This is a genomic window from Microcystis sp. CS-574, from assembly GCF_028329095.1.
Taxonomy (GTDB): domain Bacteria; phylum Cyanobacteriota; class Cyanobacteriia; order Cyanobacteriales; family Microcystaceae; genus Microcystis; species Microcystis ichthyoblabe_A.
In genome coordinates, this window is record NZ_JAQMSY010000098.1 from 1 (window position 1) to 16,527 (window position 16,527).

The following is a 16,527-nucleotide window of genomic DNA, read 5'->3' on the forward strand; positions in this document are numbered from 1 at the left end:
CAGCAACGGTTGAAACCCTTGCCACACCTAGAAGGTGATCCTAATTAAGACAGGTAAATGAGTCAATTTCACCCACAACGATGATCTTTTTTTTGTGTAGTTTTATTGCAAAAAAAAAGTTTTTTTGACAAAAAGCACAAAGTATGATACGGGCGCAAGGTGTTTCTGGTGGCGAGTAATTATTGTAGAGGGGGGAGATGGGAGAATAAATAAAAGCAATCTCCTGACGACCGACGACCGACTACTGATAACTGATAACTGATAACTGATGAAAAGATTAGCTTGGTTTGATCGCTTAGTGTTAGCGAGTATTTTGGCTTTAATTGCCGCGATATCGTCGATTTTGATCCAGGGAAATCAAGTCCCGACCCGAGGGGAGAATTTTAGCTGGCAAGGGCGAAAAATCGGCGTTAGGGACAATTATTTTACTTTAAGTTTTAATCGACCGATTGACCGTTCCGATATAGAAACCAGCTTGGTGATCAATCCTCCCTTACCGGGTAAAATTAGCTGGGCCGGAGATCGCTTGACCTATACTTTGACGGAATTGCCCATCTACGGCAAGAAATATCAAGTAAAGTTACCCATTGCCCAAGGTGAGGACTTTATCGGCGAATTTTACAGCCATGATCGAGCTTTTGCCTATATTGGAGTCAACCAAGAGGAAAGAGGCCGTTTAATCGTCTGTAATATCATTCAGGGGGCAAATAAGGTCACAGAACTGAAAAAAACCATCCTTACCCCTGGGGATCTAGTGGTCACGGATTTTCAAATCTATCCGAGGGGGGATAGAATTTTATTCTCGGCCTTCGATCGCTCTGACTTAGGACGAGATACCCCAAAACAGCAACTTTACACAATTACCACGGGTTTAAATCATGACGAAAATAGTCAAAATTTGCCTAGTGGTCGTATAGAAAGGTTTTTAGATGCGAAAACCTATCAAAATCTGCGCTTTAATCTCTCAGATAACGGCAAAACTCTAATCGTGCAGAGAATCAATCACGGGAATCCGGGGGATGCCAGTTTATGGGTAATCAGGGATGATGGACAATCGCGACCGTTAGGAATACAAGGGGATATTTTTTTACTATCTCCCGACGGTAAAAAAGCGGTTGTCAGTCAAACGGGAGGAGTAGCGGTGATTCCTTTGGATGTGCAAGGGGGAAAACCGCAATTTTTGCCCACCTACGAGAAAATACTCGCTTTTTCCCGGGATGGTCGCCAAAAACTCATGGTGAAATCGGAACCAGATAATCAGCGATCGCTATTTTTGCTCAATGATCAGGGAGAGTCAAGACTACTATTAAGAACAGCTAATCCGATTATTAGCTGTGAATTTGAACCGCGACAGGAAAAAACCCTTTACTGTCTGAAAAGCGATCTGGTTATGGGCAGCGATGGCAAGGTGAAAGAAGAACCATTTTTAGCGATTATTGAGCTAAAAACGGGTAAAATGATCCCCCTGCTGGCCTTACCTAATTATCGTGACGTGCAGATGAGTATGTCTCCCGATGGCGTGGCTTTATTATTTGATCAGTTAGCAACCATACCTTTTGGAGTCGGAAATGATTTAGTCACTGGGGAGGGGTCGAGTATTGCCGATGGTCGTCTCTGGTTATTACCGCTTCCTGATCAGTTCAGTCCCAATAGCATCCCGAAAATTTTACCTCAAGAACTCAACCCTGGTTTCAAACCCCGTTGGCTGCCCTAACACAGCAGAATTAAGGAGTTAGGAGTCAGTCCCGATGAAAAAATTTTCACCCCCACAGATGAAAGAGGTTTCCTTCCCTACACCCCACACCCTACACCCTCTTTCAAGTCAGGAGACAGGAGAGAAATCTTTCCCTAATCAGGTGACTCGGAGAATGCTGACTCCCGAAAACGAAAACCTCATACCTTACCATTAAGATAAGTGCTATATGCTACTTCAGCGATTTGCTTTTTTATTGCGTCCCAGTGGCGATATCGAGATCGAGCGGGGGATTCGGACTTTATTAGCCATCACAGTGCCGATTATTATCGGTGATATTTTAGATCGGTCAGAATTGGGGTTAATGGTCGGTTTAGCGGCTCAAACCTTGATTTTAGCGGATGTGGGGGGACTTTACTGCCTGAGAGCGAAAACCCTAGTCGCTACGACTATCGGGATGGCTTTAGCTTTGATTATCGGCACATTAGCCAGTGCTTGGCTAGGATTGACCGTAGTGATAGTTTTTTGCGGGTTGTTTCTAGCGGGTTATTTGACGGTTTACGGGGAAAATGGGGCGTTAGCTGGGGTAGTAATCAGTTTATTGCTGCTTTTGGCCGTTTCTTTGCCATCGGGAGATATGATCGTCGCTTTACAACGGGCCGGAATTGCTGTGTTGGGAGGGGGATGGACAATTTTTTTAGCCCTGTTTATCTGGCCTTTTCGTCCTAATCAGCCTTTACGTCAGGTAACAGCGGAAAATTTTCAGGGTATCGCCACCTATCTCCGTTCTTTGCCTTTACACTCTTGTTCTAATGCTCATGAGGAGCCATATTTTGACCAAATTCGCCAACTGTTGCTCCGTTCGAGGAAAACTGTCACCTTGACGCGTCGGGGACGTTGGGGAAAGAATGAGCTGCGGGAATTGTTAATCGTCTTGATTGAAGATAGCGATCGCATTAATACCAGCTTAATTGCGCTGCGAGAATTGCTTCATCTTCATCCCTTGCCACAACTGACCACGGTGGGTATTTTATTAGAAGATATTCTCGTGCAAGTGGCGGAAATTAGCGAAGATATTGCCGGGTTAATTTTGGGTAGAAATAAACGACCGGATTGTGAGCGCTTGCAGCTATTACTCAAGGCGATCGAGCAACAAAAAAACCTGCAAGCTAAAGTTTTAAAAAATGCTCAGGATGATTATAGCAGTTATGTGGCAATTTCGCAATTAAATAATCGTTTAAAAAAATTATTTAAACAGCTAAAAATAGCCAGTGAAACAGCGCAACATTTGCGGCAAAGCGAGGAATTTCCAGATAAAAAAAATCCCTGGCAGCGGAACTTTGAAGGGATAGAAAAAGAGTACGGTCAAGAAAAAGCTTGGTGGGAACCATTAAAATCTAATTTTAATCTAGAATCGCCCCTATTTCGCCATGGTTTACGCTTAGGTTTGGGAAGTGCGCTAGGAGTTTTGATTTACAATAAGCTAGGAATTACCCATAGTTTTTGGATTGGTTTAACCTTAGTTATTGTGTTAAAACCAGATTTTAGCTTGACTTTTCAACGCTTTTTTAATCGGGTGTTTGGCACGATTTTAGGCTCGTTTTTTGTTTTGGCATTGTTGCCAATTATAGATAATTCGATCTGGTTAGAAATTATTGGGGTGATTTCTATAGCGATCGCTTTAGCTTTAGTGCGATTTCACTATAGTTTAGCCGTATTTTTTATCACAATTTTTGCTTTAATTATCAGTCGTCTCGATGCCAGCAATGACGGGATTAATTTAGAGTATATCAGAATAGTTTATACTTTAATCGGTAGTGCTTTAGCCTTTGTACTTTCCTTCGGTTTTTTACGGGTTAATGAAGATGAACGTTTTTCCCTCGCTGCCATTAAAGCATTAGAAGCTAATCAAATATTTTTTCAGTCAGTTATGGCAGTTTATTTGGGAGAATCATCCTATCAAACTGCAATTTTATCTTCCTATCGCAATAAAGCTCGACGAGCAAATACAACTATGCAAACGGCCTTACAACGATTAATTGACGATCCTAGCACACCCTTTCCACAAATGGAACCGGCAATAACTTTGAGTAATTATATTCCTCGTTTTGGTCGCGGGGTGACAGTTTTATTGACGGAATTGGAACAATATCGCGGTAGTCCTCCCCATCCTGATCTGAGTCTATTCACGCAACAAATAACCCAAGCTTTGACGCAATTAACCCAAGCTTTGCAAGCAAATAATCCTCCTTCTCTCTTACCTCCCCTCGAAGATACTTTAGAAAATATCCTCGATCATTTGCAAGAATTGCGAGAGGAAAGGTTAGTGGAAATTGGCCATCAAAAAGAGGGAACTAATCTCCAGAAATATTTAGGGGATTATAATATTGTCACCACGGAACTTGTGGAATTATCCAGTCGCGTTGGGGTAATGAACACAGCAATTGATCGTTTTATTAGAAGTTAAAATTTAGTTATAACAACAGAATTTAGTAGTCAGGAGGAAAATCGATTAACTTCGATAATTTCCGTATATTCAAAATTATTAGGACTGCGTTTAACCAGAGAATAATCAACACCATGAAGATTAATTAAATCCTCTTGACAATCTGCTTTCGGAGAATTATAAACTAACACATATTCTTTACCAATATAGGGAGAAATCTCGGTTTCTACTTCTCCTCTCCATTGAGTTTTTGTCACTAAAACAACTAACTGATTGGCTAATTTAGGAATAGCGATCGCAACTTGCCGACGATAGATATGATCAAGACTACCAAAAGGGGAATCCATCACCAGAGGAAAAGTGCTGCTATCAATTCCCATCAAAGTATTTTTCTGACTCCATTCTCGCACTCGATCGATAATTCCCCCGATAAAAGATAAACTAAGAATCTGATTTTCTCCAGTAGAAGCTGCCACGGGAATTGCGAATCCTGTGGTATTTTCTAATAATCTTACCTCGTAATCGGGACTAATACGGGGAATATAGGGAGTAAAAGAAATTGAGCTAAAGATTTCCTGTACCCGTTTTTCTAAGGACAAACGAAACTGATTTTCTAATCTCTGTCTTACCTCACTAATGCGATTAATTGCCTCTTGAGTCGCTAAAATACGTCGTTGTCCTAAATTAGATTTTTCCTCTTTTTGTTGCTGTTTTTGTACCTGTTTTTGCAGGGATTCTAACTCTTTTTCATAGATATCTAGTTGATTTTTATTGCTGCCCTGTTCCAAGCGTAAATCTTTTAGGGAATCCTCGATCGCATCTAAGCGAGATTGCAGATTTTTAATATCTTCATCGGGATAATGGCGAAATTTATCCCGAACTTCATCTAATTCTGATTCTACTAAAGATAATTCTAAGCGCCACTGGTGAATATTAGCTTGATAACTATCCACTTCTTGCCAAAAATCTAAGACTCGTTTATCTATTTCTTTGACTGTGGAAGATAAGCGAATGGCTGCTTCTTCTACATCGGCCATTCCTGCTTTATTCATCCAATCTTGTACCTGTAAATAAGCTTGGCTATTTTCCTGTAATTCCTGACCACAAATACATTTTTTCCGCTCTAATAATTGTTGGACAAATTGCTGTTTGATACCACTGGGTAATTCCCCTTGTTGTCGTAGGCGATCGATTAATTGCTGAAAATTTTGATTAATTTCTTTTAAAAAGACTTGATAAGCTTGCTGAGAAATTAATTTCTTTAACTTATCCTTAGTTCTGACTAAATCTTGCCGCAGATTTCTTTCCTGTTGTTCTAATTTTTCTTTTAACTGTTTTAATTCCTCGGCACCACTTAACTCTAGTAAGCGATTAGTAACGGCTTTTTTTAATTCTTCTTGCTGGGATAACTGGCTAATAATATCTTGCTGACGCTGTTTTAATTTCTCGAAATCCTGCTCAATTTTACTTTCCTGTTTTAATAACTTTTTTAAATCCGATTCCCCTAAATCTTTAAGCTCATCTTGTAAAGATTTCTTAGCTTTTTTTAAATGCTCGATCGCTCGATCTAATACTTTAACTCCCAATAATTCTTTTGTATCTTCGGCGATTTTACCTTGGCTGCTACTACGAAATTGATGATCGATATATTCCCCATCAAAAAAGAAATAACGGTGTAAACTTTCGGGTAAAATTTGATTAATAATATCCTCCGCTGGTTGATTGGGTGTGTACCAATTACCATCATCACCAGCGTAGAGCATATATAAACTATTTGAACCGTATTTAATCTTACTATTTACATCTTGGTAGGCGAAAAATTTTCGTTTTACCTGATAGCGTTTATTTTCATGTTCAAAGTTTACTTCCGCGGAACATTCTATGGAGGTTCCCGTTGTTACTTCGGTAATTGCCCGTTTATTAACTAATAACTCTGGTTCGGCAAAAGCTGCTGTAAATTTTTCATAAAGAACCCAGGTACAAGCATTTAAAATTGTTGTTTTTCCTGCCCCATTATTGCCATAAATTACCGTCGTATTGCGAGAACTCGCCGCTAAATGTATCTCAGGAGTCTTGCCATAAAATTGTCGAAAATTACATAACTTTATTGATAGTAGTTTCATATTTATATAGAGGGGATGATGGACAAGTTTTTTCAGTGAACAGTGAACTGATAACTGATAACTGATTATTGGATTACTTCTTTAATAATTGTTAAAACATCATCATTGATATTGCGAGGATTGCGCTGGTATAACTTATCTCTTTCCAATTTTAAAACGCGATCGATGATTTTTCGCACATCTTCGGGAGCGTTTAAAATCGGTTCTTGGATATTTTGGAGATTATTATCAGGATTAGTCATAGGGCAGATTTTTTAATATTTACAGCTGCTGCATTTCCAACAAAATCCCTGCCGGGGTACGTTAATCTATTGCTAACGCACCCTCAGCCTAGATTGTTTCCCTAGACGAAACTTAAATAGGGTAACTTTTGCGCGGTAGATTGAATCAGATCGAGATTTTGTAACAGCTGTCTGCAGGTATCCCAACCCCCTTCTATTAACATCTGTCGGGAACCTTCATTCATAGACACGGTAGCGACAAAATCCCCCCATTCCACTGTCATGGTTGTCAAGGAAAGATCGACGGGAATTTCGGGATTAGCTCCAATTAAATCCTGTAAATGGGTGATGGTTTTTGCCTCAGCAGTGACACAGGGAACCCCATTAGCGATACAATTGCCAAAAAATATTTCGGCGAAACTTTCCCCGATAATTGCTTGAATTCCCCAACGTAAAATCGCTTGCGGTGCGTGTTCCCGAGAAGAGCCACAACCAAAATTACCATTGACTACCAGAATTTTCGCCCCTTGGTACTGGGGTAGATCGAAAGGATGACTCCCCTGTAAAGCGGCTCGATCATCGGCGAACACTTGTTCGCCTAAACCTTCAAAGGTGATACAACGCAAAAAACGAGCCGGAATAATGCGATCGGTGTCAATATCGTTGCCTCGCAAGGGTAAAGCTCGTCCGGAGATGGTTTTAACTTGACTCATGATCTTTTTCTAAGTTTTACTAGCAGTGATAAAAAAGGTGGTTGCATCTTGCCATACCCCCTGATCGGTGGCATTTTTCTCGATTTCTCGGCGATAATTGTTCACTAGAGTCGCAATTTCGCCAGCCGATAGGCGGTCAAAAGGGTTATGCTGAGGATAAAAATACTGCCCATACCAGAAGTTTTTGGCGGTTTCTAGGGGCAAATATCGACCTAGTTGTTCGACATTGACCGATATATTGGTAAATCCCGCATTTTCCAGCAATTGATGGCATTTTTCCGGGGTGGCGATGGGAGTATGCAGATTAGGCAACTCAAAACCATAGGTTTCGCGACAAACACCACTGATCAAGGGTAGGAAGTGGGATTCTAAATTATTACAGGAAAAAGCGACCGAACCGCCTTTTTTTAACCATTGATACCATTTTGCCAGCACTTGCGGGATATCGGGGAAAAGTGCAATCGCCAGAGAACAGGTAATCAGATCGAAACTAGACTCGGCAAAGTCAATGGCAGCTATATCGGCGTTAATTAGGTCAATATTCTCGATATTTAATGCTTCTAGCTTTTTTTCGGCTCTGGCAATCATTTCTGGCGTGAAATCAACCCCGATGACACTTTTTACTTTTGGGGCAATTGCTACCGCTATAAATCCCGTTCCCGTTGCCACGTCTAGCACAGATTGGCTTTTTTGTAAATAGAGATAATTTACTAATTTAAGGGCGCGAGCTTGTGTAAAATCGTTATCGTAATCGTGACGAAGGGCATAAAAATCAATTACTTGACGCTGATAATCGTTGCTCATCTTCTCTATTGCCCAATTATCGACAAAGACTGACCCAATTGACTTAAATTAAGAGCATGGCCTCCGGTAACTAGATAAACCGCGTCTGCTATTGTGCCAATTCTACGACAGAGATCGCCTAAACGATCGCGAAACAGACGACCGAGGGGATAAGCGGGAACCACACCCCAACCGGTTTCTTCCGCCACCAGAATAACATCAACCGCCGCATTTTTGAGGGAATACAAGAATCGATCGCTAATTTCTAACCATTCGGCTGCCGACATTTCTAAACAATTGGCTACCCAAGTACCGAGGGAATCGATCAATAAACAGTGAGTAAATGGGCTATTATCAATAGTTTCGCTCAATTGTCGGGGAATTTCTTGGGTTTGCCATTGGGGGGAACGTCGCTGCCGGTGTCTTTCAATGCGATCGCACCATTCTTGATCTTTTTCATCCACCGAGGAGGTGGCGATATAAATAACGGGTTTTTGGCTGATTTTGGCTAAATATTCGGCCCATTCACTTTTCCCAGAACGGGCAGCCCCTGTAACTAGGATAATTTTTTCATCCACGATCGAGATTTTGGCAAATAACTAAAGTATATACGGAAGAAAACTGTCCTATTCTGCATCATCAAAACGGTGAATATCATCATCTCCTAAATATTCGCCATTTTGCACCTCAATCATCACCAGAGGAATAGAACCGGGGTTTTCCACCCGATGACGGGTATTCATGGGAACGTATGTAGATTCTTTTTGTTTGAGGAGAGTTTCTTTTTCATCACAGATTACCCGCGCTGTACCGGAGACGACAATCCAGTGTTCACTGCGATGGTAGTGCATTTGGGTACTCATGTGATGGCCGGGTTTAATGACAATGCGATTGATGCGATACCGCGGACCTTCCTCCAATACCGTCACCGTTCCCCAGGGGGGAGTCCGCGTCATTTCTATGTCTTGGGGAGAAGGGGAGGGATCATTAATTAAGTCATCCATGGCGGTGGTCTCCAAACTTGATTAACATTCTAGTGGACAATCTCTGGTTTGCAGCTATTAGCTCAAGGGGTGTGGGGTGTAGGGTGTGGGGTGTAGGGTGTGGGGAGATGGGGGGATGGGAAGAATAAATAAAAATAGTCTCCTGTCTCCTGTCTCCTGATAACTGATTCAAGAGGGCAATTGTTTAAAATCAAAATTTGTCTCTTTTCCCTTGACAGATGGCTCGGTTTGTGCTATGCGATTAGCCATTTGTACCAGATCCACTCCGGTAGCTTGACGCAATTGTTCGGCAAAGGCAGTCATTTTGGGGACAAGATTACCATCACCCCCGTCCACCACCGTCACCGTTTGCACCTGCACTTCTGGCACACTAGCGGCCATTAATTTCAGCAATAACTCCAGTTTTTGGTATAAAAAGATGTTTTTAGCGTTATTTCCCGCTCCTTGCCAAGAGGCCGCCAGTTTTTTGGTTCCTTCCGCTTGCGCTTTCCCCTGTTCGATAATTTTGGCTGCTTCCCCCCGGGCTTTTGCGATCGCTTGTTGACATTCCGCTGCCGCAGGGGCGATCACATCTGCTTGTAATTGCTGTTTCACCTGCTTAATTCGGGCAGTTTGTACCGCCACTTCTGCCTGTACTTTAGCTAAATCGGACATAACCACCGATTCTACCTCGGCAATCATGGCGCCGCGCTTAGTTTGAGTGTCGCGCACCCGTTTTTCTGCGTCAGCTTTGGCTATTTCTAAATCTTTTTGGATACGACGCAAAGCGGTTAGGCGTAGATTCTCGGAATTCTTGATAATCGATGTTTTTCGGGCTTTTGCTTCGGCTATCCGGGCATCTCTCTGTAATTCGGCTTTTTGCTTCCGTCCGATCGAATCCAGATAACGCACCTCATCGGAAATATTCTGGATCTGCAAACTATCCAAAACTAAACCCAATTTTTCCAGATCCTGTTCCGCTTCTTCTAGGAGACTTTTAGCGAAAGCAATCTGATCGGAGTTCGCTTGTTCTGGGGTTAAATTCGCCAAGACACCGCGCAAATTGCCCTCGAGGGTTTCTTTAGCCAATTGTTCGATTTCGTTGCGTTTCTTGCCCAATAAACGCTCGATCGCATTATGAATAATCGGTTCCTCCCCGGCAATTTTAATATTCGCCACCCCGGTGACGATCAACGGCACACCGCCCTTAGAATAGGCATTAACCACCCTGAGATCGATGATCATGTTGGTCAAGTCCATTCGATACACTTGTTCTAGCATCGGTAAACGAATACTGCTGCCCCCTTTTACCAAACGATAACCGATGGTTTTGCCCGTGGCCGTGGGACGACGACTGCCGGCAAAAATTAAAACTTCACTCGGTTGACAGATGTGATAATAGTTACGGATGACTAATAAACCCGCACCTGTCCCTAAACCGAAAACTCCCAGTAAAACAGCGATAATTTCCATAGATTTTATGTGGGTGAAATTGGTGATTATCTTTACTTTTAGCCGATCGACTCTCTGGCTGGTTGATTTTTTGGGGGTCATCGATATTAAACTAAAAAGTAAAGCTTAGACAGCCTATCTTTATCATGCCAGATCAGCCAATCTCGATCGCCCAATACTACCACGAGCGGACCAAATACGACCCCCAGACGATCGCCTCAAAAAGTAAAGGTCTTGATTGGAGTCAACAACCCTATCCCTTCAAAGAATACAAAATCGGTCAGACGTTCGATCTCAAACCCTACCTCTCCCGTCAAACAGTTCCCCAGAAAGGAGACTTTTGGCGACGTATATCGCGAATTTTGGGCTGTAGCTATGGATTAACTGCCAAAATCGCCACTATGGGTAGTCCCTTGTACCTACGTTCTGCACCCTCTGCTGGTGGATTATACCCCGCCGAGGTCTATCTGATCTCCCGTGGCACGGAATTTTTACCCGCCGGTCTCTACAGTTATCAAGGTCAAAGTCACTCGCTGCTTTTATTCTGGGAAAGTGATGTCTGGACGAACCTACAATCTGCTTGTTTCTGGAATCCTGTTTTAGAAAATACCGATATCGCTTTAGTTACCAGTGCCATTTTTTATCGATCCGCTTGGCGCTACGAGGATCGAGCCTATCGGCGTATTTTCCTCGATACAGGGCATTTATTGGGCAATATTGAGCTATCAGCCTCGATTAATGACTATCGCGCTCATTTAATCGGTGGTTTTAACGATAGTCAGATGAATGAATTGCTTTATCTCGATTCCGAGAAAGAAAGTGTCATGACGGTGATTCCTTTGGCAGATCTGCTCAATATCCGGCAAAATCTCCCCCCTAGTACCACGGCACTCCCTTCGACAACCACGACTCTTTATCCCAAAATTGCCGAGGGGGAATTATTAAACTCTCTACACCAAGCGACTATCATAGCCACAGATGAGAAGATAGAAGCAAATATTACCCCGTCTAATTGGGAAGATAAATATAATTTTCCTTTTTGTCTAAAAGTTTCGGTGACATCTCGTCCCGTCAATTGGGGGGAAGATTTAGTCGATCTGGAAAGTACGATGCTTAAACGCAGATCTACCCGCGCTTATAGTGGTGCTAGTCTCAGTTTAGACGAATTGCGAGCGCTGCTGCATTTTACCTATCAACCCCAAGATTATGCCGACCAAAATCTCGATCCCAATCCCGATTATTTTGATCTAGATTTATTGGAAACTTTTATCGCTGTTTCGGCAGTAACTGGATTAGAGGAAGGCTGTTATTATTATGCTCCTAAAGCCCAAGAATTGCGGCAAATTCGCTTTAAAAATTTCCGGCAAGAGTTACATTATCTCTGTTTAGGTCAGGATTTGGGACGGGATGCGGCTGCTGTGGTTTTTCATACGGCGGATCTGTCAAAAGCAGTGGCTAAATACGGCGATCGAGTCTATCGTTATCTTCATGCAGATGCGGGTCATTTGGGACAGAGATTAAATTTAGCAGCTATTCATCTGGGGTTAGGGGTTAGTGGTATCGGTGGTTTTTTTGATGATCAAGTTAATGAAGTGTTAGGAATTCCCTCCGATGAAGCAGTTATCTATATCACTACTTTAGGCCGACCGAAGGTTTTTTAGGGTGAGTTTGAACCATTATAAGGATTAAGTATAAACCACAGAGGCACAAAGAACACGGAGAGGAAGATAGAGTGTTCTTGATTAAGATTCTCTGAGATTTTCCCTCTCTAATTCGATTAAATTATCGATTTTTTTTAGCTTGGCATCCCCAGCAAGATAACCGATCCCGCGATGTAAATGTAAGCGAAATTGTTGAGTTAGAGTTTCTTTATCGGTTCCTAATCCGTCTTGATGACAACGTTGTTTGAGGGCAATTAAGAAAATATCGGCCATTTCTCCCCCGAATACTTTCCAAGATAATTCTACATTGCTATCGGCAGGAATAGGAACGGGAGAGGGGAGACTCGGTTCAGCAAGGGAACGACAAAAAGCCCAACGACAGAGGATATTCCATTGGTCAATTTTGGTGTAGCGTTTTAATTTTATGAGGCTATCTTTGGCGGTTTGAGATAGTCGAAAACGTTCGATCGGTGATTCCATAATCTATAATTTTACCTCGCTCTGACTGATGATAGAATAGTTAGTCCTTCTCAATCCTGTTTAATAGGAGAGTGGAAAGTGCGGTCACTTCTCATTTTACAAAGACAGTGATCGCTTTTACTTTTGATATTCTGATGGGAGAATAAAACAGCCCTACTTGATAAAGGGAGTGTCTGACAGTTTTTAACACCTAACTACTTAATAATGGGTTTCCTTATTTTTCCAAACGGACCACATACCATTGTAGATAACCCCCCTCACCCAGGTCTAACTCGCAGTAATTATCGCGCAGATAGAGAGCTTTTTCCTCAAAACTAGAGAATTTTGCCAATTGTCGAGGACAAATCTCCGGTTTTGCGGCGATTAAATCTTTTAACTTATCGCGTAACTGGTCGGGAGTCTGGAATTGTTCAGATTGATCGGCCTCAAGGACAAGAAAATAGTCCCCTTGATACATAATAGAATCGGGCATCGCTGTTTGATAGTCTCAGTAGGAAAAATTTTTGGCTATCTTTATCACTTTAACGCCTCAAAGCTCGATCGACACCACCACTATGACAGACCATCTCACCAATCCCTTTCTCAGTCTCCCTTACGAAAGCGCCATGCAGGACTTGGGGGACCAATACTATGATCAAGTTGCGGCTGCGGATTTTCCCCGTCATATCCTTCGTTTTCGCAATGATGCTTTATTACCTTTGGTGGGAATTCAGCCAGAATTAACCTTAGATGAGCATTTTATCGAGGCTTTTGGTAAATTTCAAGCCCTGACCCCTTTTTTAGCCCTGCGTTACCATGGTTATCAATTTGGCGAGTATAATCCTTTCTTGGGAGATGGTCGCGGTTTTCTCTACGGTCAAGTTAGGGGTATTGATGGCAAATTATACGATTTTGGTACGAAAGGATCGGGACGGACCCCCTATTCCCGTCATGCGGACGGTAGGTTAACTCTCAAGGGTGGAGTTAGAGAAGTCTTAGCTGGGGAAGCTTTACGCGGTTTAGGGGTGAATACCTCTCGCTGTTTGAGTTTGGTGGAAACGGGGGAACCCCTCTGGCGTGGTGATGAACCTTCCCCGACGCGATCTTCGGTGATGATTCGAGTTAGTAATTCTCATATTCGTTTCGGGACTTTTGAGCGTTTATTTCATATTAAACGTGCCGATTTAATTAAAAGACTCCTCGATCATGTGATTATTTATTATTATCCTGAAATCGATCCCCAAGATAGCGATCGCTATTTAAAATTTTACGCCGCTTTAATCGAAAGAACCGCTAAATTAGCAGCCCAATGGATGGCCGCAGGTTTTTGTCATGGGGTTCTCAATACCGATAATATGTCAATTACTGGGGAAAGTTTTGATTATGGTCCCTACGCTTTCATTCCTTACTATAACCCCCAATTTACGGCGGCCTATTTCGACTACGGTGGTCGTTATAGTTACGGTAATCAGCCTTTTATCTGTCGTTTAAATCTAGAGTTACTGCAATCTCCCCTGTCCATGGTTGTCTCCTTGTTAGAGTTAGATATGGCCTTGGCTAACTATGACCAGCACTACAATTTTTATTATCAAAAAATGATGCTTAAAAAGTTAGGTTTTGAGGATATTTTTACTCCCGAATCCGCTTTACTGGTTAGCAAAACTGTGGAAGTTCTCCAAGAAACTGGCCTCGGTTATCACGAATTTTTCTATCAATTAAGTGAACAATTTAATTACGGTTGGCGAGAAAATAGTTCTCTAATTCTTGAAAATATGGATTTACCAAAAGCTGATTGGCAACGTTGGCGAGAGTTATATAGTTTGGTCTTAAATCAATCACCCCCAGATTCCTTGTCTCAAATTGACGACACTTTAAAGCATTATAATCCTAAAACCGCTTTACTTAGACCGCTAATCGAATCGGTTTGGGAAGCAATTACCTCTAAAGACGATTGGCAACCTTTCCACGAATTAGTGATAAAATTACAAAATAAACAGTAATTAAGTAATAAGTAGTGGTGCAAAATTAATTTCTTGGTTAGGAGAGGCAAGAGGTAGTTAGCTCTGATTTGCCTCTAGGTTTGCTTCAATACGATCTAATTGGGAACTTGGCCACCACATCTACTTACTCATCCTTAAATAAGTTGTTAGCATCCCCATCCTAGCAAATCCTGCGGATAAATTGATCAGCTTTAATCAGGCGATCGCTTTTCTGAAAAAATAGGGAGAGGCGATCTCCATCTGATCGGTATAGATTGATATAATTATCCTATGTTTATCTGGTCGTCAAAATGTTGCTTAAAATCGTACAAATCGGTGATTCCCAAGCAATTACAATTCCTCAAGCAATCATGGAACAGTGTGAATTCACAGATGAAGTTGAGGCGATAGTTGATGGTAAAATGATTATTCTGAGTGCTAAAAAGAAGGTGAGGGAAGGTTGGGCTGAGTTATTTGATGATGCTCCTCTTGAAACCGATTTACAGGATTGGTTGGGGGTAGAAAACGAGTTTGAGCGAGAAAATCAATGGTAGAAAGATTTGCCATCCTGTTGGTGGCACTCGATCCAACTAGGGGGTCTGAACTGCAAAAAACTCGGCCTTGTGTCGTTGTTTCTCCTAGTGAGATTAATGTTCGATTAAGAACAGTCGTTATTGCACCGATCACCAGTAATGTCAAAAATTACCCAACTAGAATCACAATTGACCAAGAAAATGTGCGAGGTAGTATCGCTTTAGACCAAATTAGGGCGATTGACAAAATCCGAATTGTTGCCAAAATTGGCAGTCTAGACGAACGATTAGCCATGATAGTGGCTGATCGCCTGGTTGAATTTTTTCACTACTGATTGTTACTGAATTTATTCGGTTTTAGGATCGCTTTTTTCTAATTTGAGAGAGGGCGATCACTGTTTACCTTCTAACCATTAAGAGTGCCAAAATAATAGTAAATTTTTGTGACAAAGTGCAGTCAGATATAAGAATCTTTGCTAGAATCCTGGAAAGCTTCTGTGATAAGTCTCCTTAAAAGAGATTGTTTGCAGTAAACTAATCTGGCTAACAGGCTTTTGGGTGTGATATAGGGAAAGTTGACCCATATCGTTACTCTAAAGAGTGTTATCTAGAAAGTTGGCCTATAATATGTAGTCAGGCTGCTCAAATTCTCGATTGGGACCTTATTTGGTGCTATCTGACGGGTATTCCTTAATTGATAAAGTCGAAGAAAAGCTGTTGGGCTTGAATAATGGAAATTGTAGTTTCATTACTGCTGGGCATAATTATTGGTAGTGCGGTCACGTATTACGTTTTGCAGAAAATAAACCTGAGAAAAACCGTTAGAGAATATGAAACTCAAATTCAAGTTTTAAAAGAACAGCATCAGCAAGCCCTTAAGGATGCCAGGAATAGAAGCTTAGATGGAAGTCGCGCTGTTATAAAGGGGAAAATAGCAGAGCAGTTAGCACCAGTTCTTCCAAATTTTAAGTATTTGCCGTCAGATGCTAGATTTATAGGCGATCCGATCGATTACGTTGTTTTTAATGGTTATACAGATATCAAAGATAACGGTGGTAACGAGAACAATTTAGAAGTTGTAATTTTAGATGTTAAAACAGGGCAAGCAAATCTATCCCAGTTGCAACAGGCTATTGCGAAAGCAATCAATGCGGGGCGAGTACGCTTTGAGGTGGTTCGACCTGAAACTTCCAAGCAAGAAGGTGCTAGAGCTTACGATAAGTCATCAGAAGAAGCTTTGCCTAAAAAGTCTTACAGCATTAAGGACATTCAGAAAACGCACCCGCGTGCTTATGAGCCTTGGACTAAAGCTGAAGATGAGCGGCTAAGGCAACGTTACAAACAAGGTATAGTGATCAACGATTTGGCTAGGGAGTTTCAAAGAAAGCCAGGAGGTATTCGTTCTCGGTTGAAGAAATTAGGGTTGCTGCAATAAACCGCAGCCTAACAATCCCGTTGGAGTTGAGGAATTTTAGCCCTAG

Annotated in this window: 16 protein-coding genes; 7 read left to right on the forward strand and 9 right to left on the reverse strand. The window is 41.8% G+C overall.

Annotated features, from left to right (window positions below; genetic code table 11):
* Positions 1–268 precede the first annotated feature (268 nt).
* Together PN470_RS07630 and PN470_RS07635 are read left to right on the forward strand one after the other, a co-directional pair.
* The gene (locus PN470_RS07630) at positions 269–1,714 is read left to right on the forward strand and encodes an Ig-like domain-containing protein (RefSeq protein WP_272104214.1); all 1,446 of its coding nucleotides are present in this window, start codon (positions 269–271) and stop codon (positions 1,712–1,714) included.
* Between the two features lie 208 nt (positions 1,715–1,922).
* Positions 1,923–4,160 carry an FUSC family protein gene (locus PN470_RS07635; protein ID WP_272104216.1) on the forward strand — a complete coding sequence of 746 codons (2,238 nt, stop codon included), beginning with the start codon at positions 1,923–1,925 and terminating at the stop codon, positions 4,158–4,160.
* Positions 4,161–4,189: 29 nt separating this feature from the next.
* On the opposite strand, the gene PN470_RS07640 is transcribed toward PN470_RS07635, so the two are convergent.
* The 7 genes from PN470_RS07640 to PN470_RS07670 form a co-directional block, all read right to left on the reverse strand.
* Positions 4,190–6,262, reverse strand: coding sequence for an AAA family ATPase (locus PN470_RS07640; RefSeq protein WP_271937737.1), 2,073 nt, complete (start codon positions 6,260–6,262; stop codon positions 4,190–4,192).
* Positions 6,263–6,327: 65 nt separating this feature from the next.
* Positions 6,328–6,504, reverse strand: coding sequence for a hypothetical protein (locus PN470_RS07645; RefSeq protein ID WP_002737666.1), 177 nt, complete (start codon positions 6,502–6,504; stop codon positions 6,328–6,330).
* 101 nt (positions 6,505–6,605) lie between these two features.
* On the reverse strand, positions 6,606–7,196 hold the full coding sequence (gene leuD, locus PN470_RS07650) for a 3-isopropylmalate dehydratase small subunit (RefSeq protein ID WP_271937739.1): 591 nt from the start codon (positions 7,194–7,196) through the stop codon (positions 6,606–6,608).
* A 9-nt stretch (positions 7,197–7,205) separates the two neighbouring features.
* On the reverse strand, positions 7,206–8,000 hold the full coding sequence (locus PN470_RS07655) for a class I SAM-dependent methyltransferase (RefSeq protein WP_271937741.1): 795 nt from the start codon (positions 7,998–8,000) through the stop codon (positions 7,206–7,208).
* A 5-nt stretch (positions 8,001–8,005) separates the two neighbouring features.
* Entirely contained in the window at positions 8,006–8,557 is a 552-nt protein-coding gene (cobU, locus tag PN470_RS07660) for a bifunctional adenosylcobinamide kinase/adenosylcobinamide-phosphate guanylyltransferase (RefSeq protein ID WP_002736797.1), read from the reverse strand.
* Positions 8,558–8,605: 48 nt separating this feature from the next.
* The gene (locus PN470_RS07665) at positions 8,606–8,983 is read right to left on the reverse strand and encodes a phosphomannose isomerase type II C-terminal cupin domain (protein WP_002773075.1); all 378 of its coding nucleotides are present in this window, start codon (positions 8,981–8,983) and stop codon (positions 8,606–8,608) included.
* 168 nt (positions 8,984–9,151) lie between these two features.
* Positions 9,152–10,435, reverse strand: a complete 1,284-nt coding sequence (locus PN470_RS07670) for a flotillin family protein (RefSeq protein ID WP_271937744.1) — start codon at positions 10,433–10,435, stop codon at positions 9,152–9,154.
* A gap of 125 nt (positions 10,436–10,560) precedes the next feature.
* On the opposite strand from PN470_RS07670, the gene PN470_RS07675 reads away from it, so the two are divergent.
* A complete protein-coding gene (locus PN470_RS07675; RefSeq protein WP_271937746.1) occupies positions 10,561–12,075 on the forward strand; it encodes a SagB/ThcOx family dehydrogenase in 1,515 nt (504 codons plus the stop codon).
* Between the two features lie 81 nt (positions 12,076–12,156).
* Here the strand turns inward: PN470_RS07675 and dndE are convergent, their stop codons facing one another.
* Both dndE and PN470_RS07685 read right to left on the reverse strand, forming a co-directional pair.
* Positions 12,157–12,555: a DNA sulfur modification protein DndE gene (dndE, locus tag PN470_RS07680; RefSeq protein ID WP_002735106.1), complete on the reverse strand. Its 399-nt coding sequence runs from the start codon at positions 12,553–12,555 to the stop codon at positions 12,157–12,159.
* A gap of 214 nt (positions 12,556–12,769) precedes the next feature.
* Positions 12,770–13,027: a chlororespiratory reduction protein 7 gene (locus PN470_RS07685; protein ID WP_103112168.1), complete on the reverse strand. Its 258-nt coding sequence runs from the start codon at positions 13,025–13,027 to the stop codon at positions 12,770–12,772.
* A 31-nt stretch (positions 13,028–13,058) separates the two neighbouring features.
* Here PN470_RS07685 and PN470_RS07690 point away from each other — a divergent pair, with 31 nt between their 5' ends.
* The 4 genes from PN470_RS07690 (at position 13,059) to PN470_RS07705 (ending at position 16,481) form a co-directional block, all read left to right on the forward strand.
* Positions 13,059–14,534, forward strand: a complete 1,476-nt coding sequence (locus PN470_RS07690) for a protein adenylyltransferase SelO (protein ID WP_271937749.1) — start codon at positions 13,059–13,061, stop codon at positions 14,532–14,534.
* 290 nt (positions 14,535–14,824) lie between these two features.
* Positions 14,825–15,067: an AbrB/MazE/SpoVT family DNA-binding domain-containing protein gene (locus PN470_RS07695; RefSeq protein ID WP_016514853.1), complete on the forward strand. Its 243-nt coding sequence runs from the start codon at positions 14,825–14,827 to the stop codon at positions 15,065–15,067.
* Entirely contained in the window at positions 15,061–15,381 is a 321-nt protein-coding gene (locus PN470_RS07700; protein ID WP_002799954.1) for a type II toxin-antitoxin system PemK/MazF family toxin, read from the forward strand. Before PN470_RS07695 ends, PN470_RS07700 begins: the two co-directional genes overlap by 7 nt.
* A gap of 395 nt (positions 15,382–15,776) precedes the next feature.
* The gene (locus PN470_RS07705) at positions 15,777–16,481 is read left to right on the forward strand and encodes a Holliday junction resolvase-like protein (RefSeq protein ID WP_002737990.1); all 705 of its coding nucleotides are present in this window, start codon (positions 15,777–15,779) and stop codon (positions 16,479–16,481) included.
* The last annotated feature ends 46 nt before the right edge of the window (positions 16,482–16,527 follow it).